Genomic DNA, 14,624 nt, shown 5'->3' on the forward strand with positions numbered 1-14,624 from the left:
GCGCAAAGCATAAGCTGAATTGTAAGGCTAACCCAGGGGATAGTCCTCATCGAATAGAATTCTACCTAAACGAATCATAGTGGCACCAGCTTTTATGGCTAACTCATAGTCATCAGACATCCCCATAGAGAGTTGATCAAATCTATCATCAAAATAGCCCTTCTGTCTAATTTCCTCTTTCAACTCCCGCAGACGACAAAAGGCGGCAAACATCTCCTCTGAAGACAACCCCAACGGCAAAATCGTCATTAAGCCACGAAAATGTAGATGAGAAAGGGATTGTAAAAAGTCTAAATCCTGCCATAACTGCCGGGGATGCCACCCATATTTATTCTCATCCGGTAGCAGTTTCACCTGTAAACACACCTGAGGATAATCGGCTATCTTCCCTGTCTCTTTTGCCTGTTTACTACACTCATCCAGCTTTTGTGCCAATTTAAGACTATCCACCGAATGAATCCAGGGGAAACATTCTACTACCTTCTTTGCCTTATTTGTTTGTAGGTGTCCGATAAAATGCCAACATATGTCATTATAGTCCCTAAGTTGTTCCTGTTTAGGGGTAGCATCTTGTAGTCGATTCTCCCCAAAATCCTTTATTCCTTCCTGGTAAGCCAATTTTATCGTCTCCACTCCCACAGTCTTTGTAACCGCAATTAATCTCACTGTGGCTGGTATTCCTCGTCTAATCCTCTGCCATCTCACCCTTAAACCATTCTCTCTATCTTCTCTCATTTCTCTCATGTTTTCTCCTTTCTCACTTTTCCCTTACATCATCATATCTTCCCTTCCCCCTTAGAAGGGGGGCAGCTTAGTAACGTTATGTTATACTTTAAGCCAAAAACCCCTACTACCCCCTGCAGCGATTATGGTAATAGAAACACAACTGTCACCAACAGCACCACTGGAGAAGGCTAGGTTCATGCTAGGGAGAGACGCCCGTGCTACCATTGAGGGTAGTAACATAACAGGTAGAATAATAGCCCTTGCCACATTCGCTGACAAGCCCCTCCATGCTTGCATTCTACCACAAGATGCGAAAGAGGGCATCTGGGTCGCCCAGTTTGAGATTATTGAATCCTTCCCTCAAGTTGTTGAATCCCCCCCTTCTTCCCTCCCTCTTCCATCTACCTGTTAGTAGTCTGTTGATGAGTTTTTTTCCTCCATTGGTAAGAATACAGAGGAATACAAGGGGAATATTAAGATCTCCCTCAAGGAGACACTCTATTCTCTTCTCAAAAACCAAGGCAATTTTCCTGACTATGTTGCCTAATCAACCCTGGAAAGCCTCACAAAAAACTTTGTTGAAGAAATTGCAGACACGGTATCCTCCCCTCCTAACAATTAGCCGGAAAGATTAGCGGAAAATTTAGCCCCCCAAGACACTTCATCCTACAAAAATATCTTTGCTGCAACAGTAAATTTTAGACTTGCTTTTGTCAAAAATAAGTCCAAAAATAACGGCTCCCCTTGGAGAGGGAACCCAAATACCTTCAGAAGGAGATTTTTGTTATCTGGAATATAATTACAACTAATAAAATTTGCTTTTGATGCCACATGTATTGACAACAGGGCCCCTCAATTTATTGTCTTTAGGGGGTTACTTCATTGTAGAAGGTTAATGCTAGAGTTATCCATTCCTATCCGGGTATTTGGTAGCCATTTTAAACAGATAACCCCACTGGAAAAATTTGCTGCTTTACTTTCCTAATATACTATTCCATAAAAACGCAGGTTTATCATCAAAAAACAGGGGGCAAATACCACAGAAAATTTGCACCAAAAAAAGGGGGCAAGTAAGTGTTCGCCCCCCAATATTCTGTCTATTTACTGTGGCTTATTGTTGTTCGCCAGCCAGTCTTTCCTCCAATTTGGCAATGTCTAGAAGGGTTTTCAGTACAGAATCAGGGTTTAAACTAATAGAGTCAATGCCCAATTCTACCAGGAAACGTGCAAATTCGGGATAGTCACTAGGGGCTTGTCCACAAATGCCTATCTTACGGTTGTTGCGTTTGGCTTTTTCTATCACCATCCGCACCATTTCCTTGACGGCCTCGTTGCGCTCATCGAAAATATGTGCTACTAGTGCAGAATCCCTGTCCAGTCCCAATGTTAACTGAGTCAGGTCGTTTGAGCCAATGGAGAAACCATCAAAAACTTCGCTAAACTCATCCGCCAGAATCACGTTACTGGGTATCTCACACATTACATATACTTGTAAACCATTTTCGCCCCGCTTGAGGCCATGTTTCTCCATTTCCTCTAATACCCGACGCCCTTCATAAGGTGTGCGACAGAAGGGAATCATAGGGATTACATTGGTTAACCCCATCTCGTCACGCACCCGTTTCAAGGCTTTGCACTCTAAACCAAAGGCTTCACGATACTTCTCATCGTAGTAACGAGAAGCACCACGCCAACCAATCATCGGGTTTTCCTCTTTTGGCTCAAATTCCGCACCCCCCAACAGGTTAGCATACTCATTGGACTTAAAGTCGGACATTCTTACAATTACCGGATTGGGATAGAAAGCCGCCGCAATTGTACCAATCCCCTGTGCCAACTGGTCTACAAAGAAGTCTGCCTTGTTATCATAACCAATAGTTAACTTGGCTATTTCCTCTTTGGCGGCTTCATCTTTCAACTGGTCAAATTTCATTAAGGCTAAGGGGTGCGCTTTGATGTGGTTGGCAATGATAAACTCTAAACGGGCCAACCCCACACCGTCACAGGGAATAGACGCCAGTTTGAAAGCCTCCTCCGGATTGCCCACATTCATCATAATCTTAGTACGAGTCCTGGGCAAGCTATCTAGGGGTGTCTCCTCAATCTCAAAGGGCAACAACCCCTCATATACCTTCCCTTCTTCTCCTTCCGCACAGCATACCGTTATGTCTTGTCCTGTCTTAATTACACCCGTGGCATTACCACAACCCACAATAGCAGGAATGCCCAACTCCCTGGCAATAATGGCAGCGTGACAGGTGCGTCCACCCTGATTGGTGACAATAGCACTAGCCTTCTTCATTATAGGCTCCCAATCTGGGTCTGTCTTGTTGGTTACCAATACCTCCCCTGCCTTGAACTCCCCAATTCTGTGGACGTCCAGTATTACACGAGCCTTACCCTGCCCGATCATCTCGCCCACGGCACGACCCGTTACCAGAACATTACCCTTTTCTTTGAGTTTGTAGGTTTTTAGGACATTGGTAGATTTCTGGGATTGTACAGTTTCCGGACGAGCTTGGACAATAAACAATTCCCCAGTAAGGCCGTCTTTGGCCCATTCTATATCCATGGGGGTGTATTGTCCTCTTTTCTCACTGTAGTGTTCTTCTATAATACAAGCCCATTTTGCCAGGGTTAGTACTTCATCGTCGGTGAGGGCATATTTTTGTCTTTCCGAGAGGGGCACAGGGACGTTTTTCACCTGTTTTTGTCCCCCTATATCATATACCATTTTAATTTCCTTGCTCCCCAGCCGCTTATGTAAAATGGGTCTGTATCCCTGTTTCAGTGTGGGCTTGAACACGAAATACTCATCCGGGTTTACCGCGCCCTGTACTATGTTTTCCCCCAACCCGTAGGAGGCAGTGATGAAAACTGCATTCTTAAAGCCAGTTTCTGTGTCAATACTAAACATCACGCCGGAGGAGGCCAAGTCGGAGCGTACCATTTTTTGTACCCCCACAGACAAGGCTACTTGGAAGTGGTCAAACCCCTTCACGGTGCGGTAGGATATTGCCCTGTCGGTGAAAATAGAGGCGAAGCACTTATGACAGGCTTCTAATACGTTTTTCACCCCGTGTACGTTTAAATAGGTTTCCTGTTGCCCGGCGAAACTGGCATCTGGCAAGTCTTCTGCTGTGGCACTGGATCTTACCGCTACGTCTGTGTCATAGCTGTATTGTCTACATTTTTCTGGATCATCCATTCTCTCACACAGTTTTGGGTCTGCCCCGTAGCGTTCGCAGAGTTTAAAATAGGCTTGGGATATTGCCAATTCCAACTCTTTAGGGAAGGGAGTGTTTAGGATTAATGCCCTTGCCTGTTTACCTCTTTCCTGGAGGTTTTGCAAGTCTTCCACATCCAAGTCTTCAAAAATCTTACGCAGTTTTTCTTCCAACCCCGCCTTTTCAATAAAGTAGCGGTAGGCGTAGGCGGTTGTAGCAAATCCTGTGGGCACATTTACCCCTTTTTTGCTCAACTGTTGAATCATCTCTCCTAGGGAGGCGTTTTTTCCACCCACTAGGGGGATGTCTTCTATTCCCACCTCTTCAAACCACAACACGAACCTTTCGCTTTTTTGAGGCTCTTTTACTTGTTCTGGTACTACACTTACCATAATGTTCCTCTCCTTTTCTTGTTTTGCCATTTTCTTGCCCTTCTATTCATATTCTAGTTCCACTCCTCTTTTTCAATTATTAATTTTTAATTAACTTTTGTTGTTTTTTTCTTATTAATTCTTGACATCCCCGTTATTATAACACTCCCACTTCGATTTTACCATAACTTTTATCTTTTCCTTTACATCCAGCTACAAATGTTTAATTTTGTTTATCTGTTTCCCTTGTAAATCAGCAGGCTCAGCCGCCGCAGAACGGATAATTGGTATACAATCCTTTCTTTTAAAAATGTTAAAATATTAGCCCTATTTTATTGTTTTTTTCTATTGGCAGTTTTTTCTTTCTTCTTCAACAATTCTTATCCTTCTCCCTTCTCGCCCCGGTTTAAACTAGCCATTTTGTTCTTAACTTATAATTGGGGATAATAAAATCCAGTGTTAAAATTTCAAAACGTCATGGAGAACAAATTTGTCCTGATTACTGGCGCCACTGGGGGTTTAGGGGTAGCAGTAACAGAAGCAGTACTAAAAAGAAACCCTCGGCAGGTGACAATAACCTATCGTCAAGAAGAATCCCTTTCTTTTCTCCTACAACGTTTAACTCCCTCAGAAATATCCAAGTTAAAACCGGTTGCCTGTGATGTTACTGATGAAACCCAGGTTAGGACAATGGTAGCCCAAATGTCTCAGGTGGACGTGTTAATTCACCTAGTGGGGGGTTTTGATATGGGTTATGTGGAAGACTTCAGCTTTCACCAATGGCAATACATGTTTACTCTAAACCTCCATTCCACCTTCCTCCTTGCCAAATACTGTCTTCCCAAGATGAAACAAACCGGCTATGGTCGTATTGTTGCCGTAGCCTCGCGTGCTGCAGTTCAACCCACTGCCCAACTGTCAGCCTACGGCGCTGCCAAAGCAGGAGTTTGTAATCTCATTGCCACCATTGCCGAGGAGACAAAAGCAAAGCATTTAGATATCACTGCCAATACCGTTTTACCCAGCATCATAGATACTCCCAAAAACAGAGAAACAATGGAGTTTAATGATAATTGGGTTTCTCCTCAGTCTTTGAGTGAAGTCATTTGTTTCCTTGCCAGTGAAGCCGCCAGAGACATCCGCGGTGCCACTATCCCAGTCTACGGCAAAGCCTAAAAAGCTATTTCCCCCCGTCTGTACCGGTTTATTGCCATATGCCCCTTGACAAAATAGCGGGGGCGGGCTATGATGGGGGGGCGGTAGGCAAAGGGACTACCAAGACGGCGGGGGTGGTAATTTTTTATATGATAATAATTAGCAAATAGTGTGGGGGGAAAGAGGGGAGAAGGTGAGAAGGAAGAAAGACAAAAAAAGGGGGAAAAGAGAAGGGGGGAGAGATTAAACAGTGGTTAACTCCTTTTCTTTTTGTTTGAGGAGTTCATCGATTTTGGCGATGTACTTGTCAGTAATTTTTTGAATTTCCTCCTGAAGGGCGCGGGATTCATCTTCAGAGATTTCGCCATTTTTCTCTTGTTTGCGGACTTTATCAATGGCATCACGGCGAATGTTACGGATGGCAACCCTCCCCTCTTCTGCATATTTAGCAGCAATTTTGACAAACTCCTTGCGACGTTCGGTGGTGAGAGGGGGGATATTCAAACGGATAACCTGGCCATCATTGTTGGGGGTTAAACCCAAGTCGGACATGGTGATGGCCTTTTCTATTTGGGGAAGACTATTCTTGTCAAAGGGCTGAATGAGGAGAGTAGTGGCATCAGGGGTAGTAATACTGGCCAGTGCCTTCAAAGGCGTTTCTGTGCCATAATAGTCCACCATAATCCTGTCCAAAAGGCTAGCATTAGCCCGACCAGTACGGATAGTGTTCAAGTCCTGTTGAGTCTTCTCAACACTTTTTTGCATTAAATGTTGAATTTCCTCAGTTATTTTCACAGAAACCTCCTACTATAGTTCCAACCTTTTCTCCTCTTACTGCTCGGATAATATTACCACGTTGGAAAAGATTAAATACCACGATGGGGATATTATTCTCCTTACACAAGGTAATGGCAGTCCAGTCCATTACCTTTAAATCCTTGGTCAGAACATCATTATAATGCAAAGTCTCATAACGGCGAGCATTGGGATTCTTCATGGGATCTGAATCGTACACCCCGTCTACTTTTGTCGCTTTAAATATTACCTGGGCGTCGATCTCAGCGGCTCTGAGGGCGGCAGTAGTATCGGTGGTGAAGAAAGGATTACCAGAACCAGCACCAAAAATAACAACCCTACCCAATTCCAAGTGTCTAATAGCCTTCCTTCTAATGTAGGGCTCAGCTACTTCTTGCATAGCGATGGCCGTTTGTACCCTAGTGGGAATATTTATCCTCTCCAAGGCATCTTGTAGAGTCATGGCATTCATCACGGTGGCAATCATCCCCACGTAATCCGCCGTAGCACGGTCCATTCCCGCTGCTGCCGCCTGTACTCCTCTAAAAATATTACCTCCTCCCACTACTATTGCCACCTGAACATTTTCCCTCACTACTTGGGCTATCTCCTCCGCCACCTGAGCCACTACCTTGGGATCTATACCATATCCCAAATCCCCCATGAGGGCCTCCCCGCTCAGTTTTAGTAGTATCCTCTGGTAAGCCATTGTCTTACTGCATTTTCCTTAAATTTTCTTCAGTTAAGATACCAGTTTTTGACCCTCCCAGCATCAGTGCCGGCTTAGGACTGGTACAGCTCTATACAATGTAAAAAAAACACCTCATGCAGGAAGATAGCAGAGGGAGGTATACAAAAGGTAGCCCCAAAAAAGCTTACAATCCCTGCAACCCCTATATATTGGCTCTGAAATTATCAAGTATTACCTCTATAATTTTCATTGGCTATCCTTATATATTCCAATGCCTTGCATACACTCTGTGAAATAGCATCCTCCCCCTTTTAGTGGAGGCCCCTGAGGGTGTGTTCCCCAAATCCCCCTTTGTTAATTTTTGTATCAGAAATCTACCTCAAGGGGGGCGCTATGCTATGATTGGGGTGGGCGGTGGTCGTGGGCCAGTGCTCAGACACTTGGGCTGGTTAATTTTTACATGATAAAAATTAACAACAAGAAGGGCACAGCCGGGAAAAGGAGAGCCGTGCCAAAAGTTAGAGGGGACTAGACGTCGTAATAAAGAGCAAACTCGTAGGGATGGGGACGAAGTCGCATGGGATTGACCTCGTTATCGAGCTTGTACTCGATCCAGTTTTGGATAAACTCTTCGGTGAAAACGCCACCAGCAGTTAAGAATTCATGATCCTTTTCCAAAGCTTCCAAAGCCTGTTCCAGAGATCCAGGAGTAGAAGGGATTTTACTCAACTCTTCGGGGGAAAGATCATAAATATCCACGTCCAGAGGCTCGCCAGGATCAATTTCATTCTTGATGCCATCAATGCCAGCACAAAGCATGGCAGCAAAGGCTAGGTAGGGGTTACAACTGGCATCCGGACAACGGAACTCAATGCGCTTGGCCTTAGGATTAGGACCAGAGATAGGAATACGAACGGAAGCAGAGCGATTACCCTGAGAATAGGCCAGGTTGACGGGAGCCTCAAACCCGGGCACCAGACGTTTATAGGAGTTGGTGGTGGGGTTACTAAAGGCGAGGATGGCGGGGGCGTGTTTCAAAATACCACCAATGTAGTGGAGGGCCAGTTTGCTCAGATTGGCATACCCGTCACCCCAGAATAGAGGCTGACCATCTTTCCAGAGGGACTGGTGAGTGTGCATCCCCGAGCCATTGTCGTTAAACAAAGGCTTGGGCATGAAAGTGGCAGTCTTCCCATACTTTCTGGCCACATTCTTGACCACATACTTGTAGGTCATCAGATAATCAGCAGCCTTCACCAGAGTGGCGAAGCGGAAGCCCAACTCGCACTGACCTCCAGTGGCTACCTCGTGGTGATGTTTTTCCACAGGCACACCGCACTCTGACATGGTTAAGAGCATCTCTGTGCGAATATCCTGAAGGGTGTCGCTGGGGGAAACCGGGAAGTAGCCCTGTTTGTAATTGGGTTTATACCCCAGGTTTCCACCTTCCTCTTCTCTACCAGAATTCCAACGCCCCTCAATACTGTCTACGTAATAATACCCCTTGTTCTCCGTCTGGTCAAAACGGACATCGTCAAACACAAAAAATTCTGCCTCTGGGCCAAAATAGGCAGTGTCTGCGATACCCGTGCTTTTCAGGTACTCCACTGCCTTCTTGGCGATGCTACGAGGATCTCTAGAATACCACTCCCCAGTTCGTGGCTCCTTGATACTACAAATCATGCTGAGGGTGGGCTCTTTACAGAAGGGGTCAATCCAGGCAGTGGTCGGATCTGGCACCATGCACATGTCCGATTCGTTGATAGCCTTCCAGCCACGGATGCTGGAGCCATCAAAGGGCACCCCGTCCTCAAAGGAAGACTCGTCCAGCTGACTGCTATAAAAGGAACAGTGTTGCCAAGTGCCTGGCAAGTCAACGAACTTCAGGTCAATAATTTTAATTTCTCTTTCCTGAATTAGTTTCAGTACGTCTTGTGGAGTCTGCGGAGTTGATGGCATTAATTCTCTTCTCCTTTTCTACCTACACTGTCTACCGTCTTTTTGTTCAAAGAAACAATCCTATACAACCTCCCTTCTCGTTTTTGTAGCCATTTATACATGTTCTCCCCTTTTCTCTAGGATCTATGAGAATACATTTATAAAACATTTTCCAATTTGACCCCCTTAACCCCCTTGGTGAAAACAGTGCCAGTCTTTTGTTCCTTAAAACGAGCCTGTACCTTGTCATACACGGCATCGGGTAGGTGTACATATCCTGCCTTATTAATTAGGGGCTTATGTTCCTTCTGCAGGTAGAACTCGACAAAGGCCTTCACTTCGGGACGATTTAGGGACTCTTTTTTAACATATATAAACAGTGGGCGAGATAGAGGTTGATAGGTACCCTCCTCTACAGTCGTAACACTAGGTTCAATACATCCCTGGCCATTTTTGGGATCACCATCATCTATGGCCACCGGTTTGACCTTGTCTATATTCTCCTCTAGATAGGCCAGTCCGAAGTAACCCAATCCCCCCTTGTCATTGGCCACACCCTGTACCAATACATTATCATCCTCACTGGCAGTATAATCCCCTCGACCCTGTCCCGATTTGCCCACAACGGCCTCGGTGAAGAAGTCAAAAGTGCCAGAGTCAGTCCCTGGCCCATACAAGTTCAAAGGTTCGTCGGGAAACTTAGCATTTACCTGTTTCCACTTAGTTATTTTCCCTTGGGCTTCAGGAGCCCAAATCTTCTTCAACTCCTCTACAGTAAGACAGCTAGCCCAATCATTTTGAGGATTCACCACCACAGAAATGGCGTCATAGGCTATGGGCAATTCCACAAATTCTATCCCCGCCTCTTGACACTTCTGCATCTCCTCCGGCTTGATGGGACGAGAGGCATTAGAAATGTCCGTCTCTCCCGCACAGAACTTCTTAAACCCACCGCCTGTCCCGGATACGCCGATGGAAATTTGTACTTGGCCTTGTTCTTTTTGAAACTCCTCTGCCATCGCCTCGGTGATGGGGAAAACAGTGCTAGAACCATCAATGACTATGTTGCCACTCAATGAGCCTCCTCCCCCTCCCTGTTGTCCTGTACCCCCACCACAGGCAGTCAAATTCACCAGGGCTAGCACTGCCGCCATGGTTGTGGCAGTTTTTAACCTTTTCATAGTTTCTTCTCCCTGTCAATTTCGCCACGATTTAATTATTTTCCCCAGCTAGAATATACCTTTGTTTAGTTATTTTTTATTTAAGAAAAGTTTAAGATTAGATTAAATTTTAGAACCAGAAAAAAGTTGACATATCATATGTGTTAGCGATGACTAATTATATTATATTGGGAGTAGAAAACAACCATGGCTAGGGAAGTGGACAGCCAGGTACACATAGGGAAAATTGGAGAGTTACCCCTGGACAACTACAGGGTGGACATCAACACCATTACCGAGATGGTGGAAGAAACCCTGTTGGAGAATCCTAAACTGTCCGGGGTGTTTGTGACTAAAAAAAACGAGGTAGTGGCCACCATTTCTCGTCGGGTTTTCTTTGAAAAAATGAGTAGGGAATATGCCCGGGATATTTACAGCAAAAGACCAATAAAAGTCCTAGTGAGAACACTGGACTATAAACCATTAACTATACCAGCTGACACGGAAATTAACGAAGCAGTGAAACTGGCACTAAGACGCGCCCCCGAGTATGTTTATGAACCAGTTGTGGTCACAAAAGAAGATGAGTATATGGGCATGTTGGAATTGAGTGTTTTAATCCTGGCAGAGGCAAATATTTTTTCAGAAATTAACCAAATGCTTGTCAAACAGGGGGATGCACTAAAAAACTACGCGGAGAGACTAGAAAAGGAAAAAAAAGTAGTCAGCGAGTACGCCAAGGAGTTGGAAAACCAGAGGGAACAGCTGAAAAAAACTAACAAACTGCTAGAAAAACAGGCAAAACAATTAGAAGAACAACAAAAGGACCTGGAGCTCAGAAATGAGGAAATATCCAGGCTAAACAAGCGCTTTTCAGAAGTAGGAGTTTTGCTGTCAGAGGAGGGGAAAAAAACCCTTGATTCTCTGGAAGAAAGTGTGGAAAAGGTAGTGGCTTTAAATCAACAAATATCCCTAGCATCTTCCGGATTCAAGTACAAGTTCAGAATGATAAACCAGGCGACAGAATTGGTCTCACAGATAAGTAAAAGGGTTGAATTCTTGTCTCAGAAAGTGGGCAGAATGGTATCTGGTATATCATCAGAGGAAAAGAAGAGACTGCCCTTCGATATGGTAACACAGGAGATAGAAAAATTAAGTGTGCAAATCAACCAGGCAAGTAGTACTATCAATAATGTGGCTGAAGAGCTAAGAAGAGAAATTAACAACCTATCAGGCACCGCCGAAGAAAACCAGAAAATAGTAAAAAACCTGGCACGTAACTTCCAAAGCATACAGACTTCTTTAGCAAAACTAACAGCTTTGATAGAGGGGAGAGAAGAGAAAAATGATTAGTAGAACTTTGTCCCTAAGAGCAAAGGGGCTCAAAAAACCTTGGTTGGAGATAATATTCACAATTGTTGGGGTTGTGCCGATTTTAATTGTGGTGGGAATTTTCCTGGTTTTCCTACTTCAAACCTACGAGTTTTTCCAAAAAGTATCCCCCACAGAATTTTTTACCAGCAGACAATGGACCCCCAACTATGTCAATGCCAGATTCGGCGTGATTGTGCTACTGTCGGGGACAGTACTAACTACCATTATTGCCTTATTGTTTGCAACCCCAGTGGGCATCCTAGCAGCAGTTTACTTGTCAGAATATGCCCCCTCCCATCTGCGTCGTCCCCTCAAGGTGGCCTTGGAATCCCTGGGGGGTATACCGGCGGTAGTTTACGGTTACTTTGCCCTCCTGGTGTTGACTCCCTTTGTCAAAAACACATTTATCCCCTTCATCTCCAGTTTTAACGCCCTCAGTGCAGGAATCTGTATCGGTATATTTGTAACACCGGTGATCGCCTCCTTGACAGAAGACGCCCTCGATTCCCTCCCCCAACAGTTGCGCAATTCCGGCTATGCCCTGGCCTTGACCAAACCAGAAGTGATTTTCCGCATCCTTCTCCCCTCTATATTCCCCCGCATAATAGCCGCAGTCTCCCTGGCAGCTTCCCTGGCCATTGGAGAAACCATGATCGCGGCAATAGCCGCCGGACAAAGGCCAAATCTAACCTTTAATCCCCTCGTGCCCGTTGAAACCATGACCAGTTTTATTGTTAGGATTAGTCTGGGCACGGTAGAATATGATTCCCTATTGTTCAAGACAATTTTCACTCTAGGGTTTATTCTTTTTCTAGCAACCCTGATTCTCAACAGTATAAGCTACTGGCTGCAGAATTGGGATTTGAGCAACATCAGCAGAAAACGCCATAAAAGCGAGAGTAAAAGGGCAACCACTGAGGAAAAATATAGGATAACCCTAGAGAAAAAAGATACTATTGTCGACAGGGAACAATTCCAGAAAAGTAACCTGAAAAGCAGGAAGGTATGGGAGAAAATACTAGGAGTAGTGGGTTTTATTTGTGCTAGTTTGGGAGTAGTTTTTATAACAATATTGTTTCTATCCCTAGTAAGTGATGGGATTAGTCACCTGAACTGGAAATTCCTTACTAGTTTCCCCTCCCGTGACCCGAAAGAGTCGGGAATTCTGTCACCTCTGGTGGGCAGTACATGGCTATTTATACTCACTTTGCTGATGGTGACACCACTGGGGGTAGGTAGTGCCATCTACTTGGAAGAGTACCAGAAGAAGGATTGGTTTGCCCGCTTTCTGGACATTTGTATTGCCAATCTAGCCGCAATACCCACTATCCTCTACGGCTTATTGGGATTGGAATTGTTTGTACATTTGGGTAGGCCCATCACAGGAGGCAATAGTATCCTAAGTGGCGCCTTGGTATTAACCATGATTGCCCTGCCCACAGTGATAGTAACCAGCAGGAATGCCCTAAAAAGTGTAGATCCAGTCTTGCGACAAAGTGGCTACGCGCTGGGTATGACAAAAGAGCAGGTGATAATTAGAATCCTATTACCCAACGCCCTTCCTGGCATCATAACAGGAGTTTTGATTGCCCAAGGGAGGGCCTTGGCAGAAACGGCAGCCCTAATTGGTGTGGGCGCCAGGGCCATAGTTCGTTTCTTGCCCCCCTTGTCGTTAGATGGATTACGAAGTAACTACTCAAGCCTGCCAGTACAAATTTTCTACTGGTTACAGAGTCCAAAAGCAGAAGTTCAATCTTTAGCCGCAGCCGCCATTATAGTTTTGGTTATCATTCTCCTGGCCATAAATGTTTTATCTGTGTTGGTACGGGAGTTTTTAAAACCAAAAACTAGTACATAGAGGGAGGTGTCTATGGAAGACAATGTAATCATCAGACTGGAAAATGTGTCTGTTACCTACTACAAACAAGTACTTCTGGCCGGGGTATTCATAGACTTTAAGGCGCATCAAATCACGGGTATTATAGGACGTTCCGGCTGTGGCAAGACCACCCTACTACGTTGTTTGAATCGCCTAAATGACCTGATAGAGGGAATGAGGGTAAAGGGAAAAATATTATTCAGGGGGGAAGACATATATCGGCCAGGTGTGGACCTAGTGGAATTGCGTAGTCGGATAGGAATGGTGTTTCAGCGTCCGGCGCCATTCCCCATCTCCATCCGCGACAACATCGCCTTCCCCCTAAGGGCAAACGGCTATCCTCGCAAACAAATCCCGGAAATGGTAGAATTGGCCCTCACCAAGGTGGGTCTGTGGGATGAGGTAAAATACCGTCTTAACCAAAATGCCCTAACCCTTTCCGGCGGACAACAGCAGCGTTTGTGTATCGCTAGAGCCATCGCCATCCAACCAGAGGTATTACTATTGGATGAACCCTGTTCGGCATTAGACCCAGTCTCCACCCTAGAAATTGAGAAACTGCTTCTAAAACTAAAAGAAGACTATACCATCATCATGACCAGTCACGACCTAAGACAGGTTGCCCGTATCTGTGACGAAGTGGTGTATATGGACGTAGAAGAGAATGCCAGGGGCGGTAAGACTGGTTATGTAGTTGAGCATAATACAGTAGAAAAAATATTCCTGAACCCCGACAGTAGGAAGACTTACGAGTACACCACTGCCGGATTAACGGGTATAACCAAAAGATAAGGAGGCGGGCCTATCCCCCCCGGGGTTGGCAATCACAAATCCATACGGCGGGTCCTATTAAAAGTCGCCGTAGGACTGGATGGCATTGAGTAATCGTTGTATTACCTGTTCCAGGGGAAGAGCCCCAAGCTCCCCCTGGGCCCGGGTACGTATACTGAGGGTGTTATTGTCCTGTTCCTTTGCCCCTACCACCGCCATAACGGGGATTTTTTCCTTTTCAGCGGTGCGGATCATCTTAGCCAGTCTGTCGCCACTGGCGTCCACCTCGGCGCGGATTCCCAGACTAAGCATCTTCTGGCAAACCTGTTGAGCATAGGGACGAAACTCATCAGAGACGGGCAGGAGGCGGACTTGGACAGGGGCTAGCCAGATGGGGAAATCCCCCGCATATTCCTCAATGAGTATACCAATAAGACGCTCTAAAGAGCCAAAGGGGGCACGGTGTATCATTACAGGGCGTTGACGACTGCCGTCTGGGGCGGTGTATTCCAAGTCGAAACGTTCTGGTAGGTTGTA

At 45.4% G+C, this 14,624-nt stretch carries 12 protein-coding genes; 5 read left to right on the forward strand and 7 right to left on the reverse strand.

Going from position 1 to position 14,624, the window contains the following annotated elements; translation table 11 throughout:
- Positions 1–27: 27 nt before the first annotated feature.
- Positions 28–735: a YggS family pyridoxal phosphate-dependent enzyme gene (locus tag IGQ44_11070; protein HIK38514.1), complete on the reverse strand. Its 708-nt coding sequence runs from the start codon at positions 733–735 to the stop codon at positions 28–30.
- Between the two features lie 133 nt (positions 736–868).
- Here IGQ44_11070 and IGQ44_11075 point away from each other — a divergent pair, with 133 nt between their 5' ends.
- A complete protein-coding gene (locus IGQ44_11075; protein HIK38515.1) occupies positions 869–1,138 on the forward strand; it encodes a hypothetical protein in 270 nt (89 codons plus the stop codon).
- Positions 1,139–1,837: 699 nt separating this feature from the next.
- On the opposite strand, the gene ppsA is transcribed toward IGQ44_11075, so the two are convergent.
- Positions 1,838–4,345 carry a phosphoenolpyruvate synthase gene (ppsA, locus tag IGQ44_11080; protein ID HIK38516.1) on the reverse strand — a complete coding sequence of 836 codons (2,508 nt, stop codon included), beginning with the start codon at positions 4,343–4,345 and terminating at the stop codon, positions 1,838–1,840.
- A gap of 456 nt (positions 4,346–4,801) precedes the next feature.
- On the opposite strand from ppsA, the gene fabG reads away from it, so the two are divergent.
- On the forward strand, positions 4,802–5,500 hold the full coding sequence (gene fabG, locus IGQ44_11085; protein ID HIK38517.1) for a 3-oxoacyl-ACP reductase FabG: 699 nt from the start codon (positions 4,802–4,804) through the stop codon (positions 5,498–5,500).
- A gap of 222 nt (positions 5,501–5,722) precedes the next feature.
- Here the strand turns inward: fabG and frr are convergent, their stop codons facing one another.
- The 4 genes from frr to IGQ44_11105 all read right to left on the reverse strand — a co-directional run bounded on the left by frr (position 5,723) and on the right by IGQ44_11105 (position 10,084).
- Positions 5,723–6,274, reverse strand: a complete 552-nt coding sequence (gene frr / locus IGQ44_11090; GenBank protein HIK38518.1) for a ribosome recycling factor — start codon at positions 6,272–6,274, stop codon at positions 5,723–5,725.
- Positions 6,261–6,983 carry a UMP kinase gene (locus IGQ44_11095; GenBank protein HIK38519.1) on the reverse strand — a complete coding sequence of 241 codons (723 nt, stop codon included), beginning with the start codon at positions 6,981–6,983 and terminating at the stop codon, positions 6,261–6,263. The genes frr and IGQ44_11095 overlap by 14 nt, the downstream gene beginning before the upstream one ends.
- Before the next feature lie 510 nt (positions 6,984–7,493).
- A complete protein-coding gene (gene glnA, locus IGQ44_11100) occupies positions 7,494–8,924 on the reverse strand; it encodes a type I glutamate--ammonia ligase (protein ID HIK38520.1) in 1,431 nt (476 codons plus the stop codon).
- Between the two features lie 137 nt (positions 8,925–9,061).
- A complete protein-coding gene (locus IGQ44_11105) occupies positions 9,062–10,084 on the reverse strand; it encodes a PstS family phosphate ABC transporter substrate-binding protein (protein HIK38521.1) in 1,023 nt (340 codons plus the stop codon).
- 186 nt (positions 10,085–10,270) lie between these two features.
- Here IGQ44_11105 and IGQ44_11110 point away from each other — a divergent pair, with 186 nt between their 5' ends.
- The 3 genes from IGQ44_11110 to IGQ44_11120 are packed head-to-tail and all read left to right on the forward strand — an operon-like array spanning position 10,271 to position 14,108.
- Positions 10,271–11,416: a hypothetical protein gene (locus IGQ44_11110; protein ID HIK38522.1), complete on the forward strand. Its 1,146-nt coding sequence runs from the start codon at positions 10,271–10,273 to the stop codon at positions 11,414–11,416.
- Complete coding sequence (pstC, locus tag IGQ44_11115; protein ID HIK38523.1) at positions 11,409–13,295, forward strand: phosphate ABC transporter permease subunit PstC; 1,887 nt, start codon at positions 11,409–11,411, stop codon at positions 13,293–13,295. The genes IGQ44_11110 and pstC overlap by 8 nt, the downstream gene beginning before the upstream one ends.
- 12 nt (positions 13,296–13,307) lie before the next feature.
- Positions 13,308–14,108 carry a phosphate ABC transporter ATP-binding protein gene (locus IGQ44_11120; protein HIK38524.1) on the forward strand — a complete coding sequence of 267 codons (801 nt, stop codon included), beginning with the start codon at positions 13,308–13,310 and terminating at the stop codon, positions 14,106–14,108.
- A 57-nt stretch (positions 14,109–14,165) separates the two neighbouring features.
- Here the strand turns inward: IGQ44_11120 and IGQ44_11125 are convergent.
- The coding region (locus IGQ44_11125; GenBank protein HIK38525.1) for a threonine--tRNA ligase at positions 14,166–14,624 on the reverse strand (459 nt) is incomplete at its 5' end.

It is taken from the genome of Geminocystis sp. M7585_C2015_104 (genome assembly GCA_015295805.1).
GTDB lineage: Bacteria > Cyanobacteriota > Cyanobacteriia > Cyanobacteriales > Cyanobacteriaceae > DVEF01.

Bases quoted from the DNA above. Each gene is read 5' to 3' on its own strand.
- IGQ44_11070 (HIK38514.1), bottom strand. From the start codon at position 735: ATGAGAGAAGATAGAGAGAATGGTTTAAGGGTGAGATGGCAGAGGATT.
- IGQ44_11075 (HIK38515.1), top strand. From the start codon at position 869: ATGGTAATAGAAACACAACTGTCACCAACAGCACCACTGGAGAAGGCT.
- ppsA (HIK38516.1), bottom strand. From the start codon at position 4,345: ATGGTAAGTGTAGTACCAGAACAAGTAAAAGAGCCTCAAAAAAGCGAA.
- fabG (HIK38517.1), top strand. From the start codon at position 4,802: ATGGAGAACAAATTTGTCCTGATTACTGGCGCCACTGGGGGTTTAGGG.
- IGQ44_11095 (HIK38519.1), bottom strand. From the start codon at position 6,983: ATGGCTTACCAGAGGATACTACTAAAACTGAGCGGGGAGGCCCTCATG.
- glnA (HIK38520.1), bottom strand. From the start codon at position 8,924: ATGCCATCAACTCCGCAGACTCCACAAGACGTACTGAAACTAATTCAG.
- IGQ44_11105 (HIK38521.1), bottom strand. From the start codon at position 10,084: ATGAAAAGGTTAAAAACTGCCACAACCATGGCGGCAGTGCTAGCCCTG.
- IGQ44_11110 (HIK38522.1), top strand. From the start codon at position 10,271: ATGGCTAGGGAAGTGGACAGCCAGGTACACATAGGGAAAATTGGAGAG.
- pstC (HIK38523.1), top strand. From the start codon at position 11,409: ATGATTAGTAGAACTTTGTCCCTAAGAGCAAAGGGGCTCAAAAAACCT.
- IGQ44_11120 (HIK38524.1), top strand. From the start codon at position 13,308: ATGGAAGACAATGTAATCATCAGACTGGAAAATGTGTCTGTTACCTAC.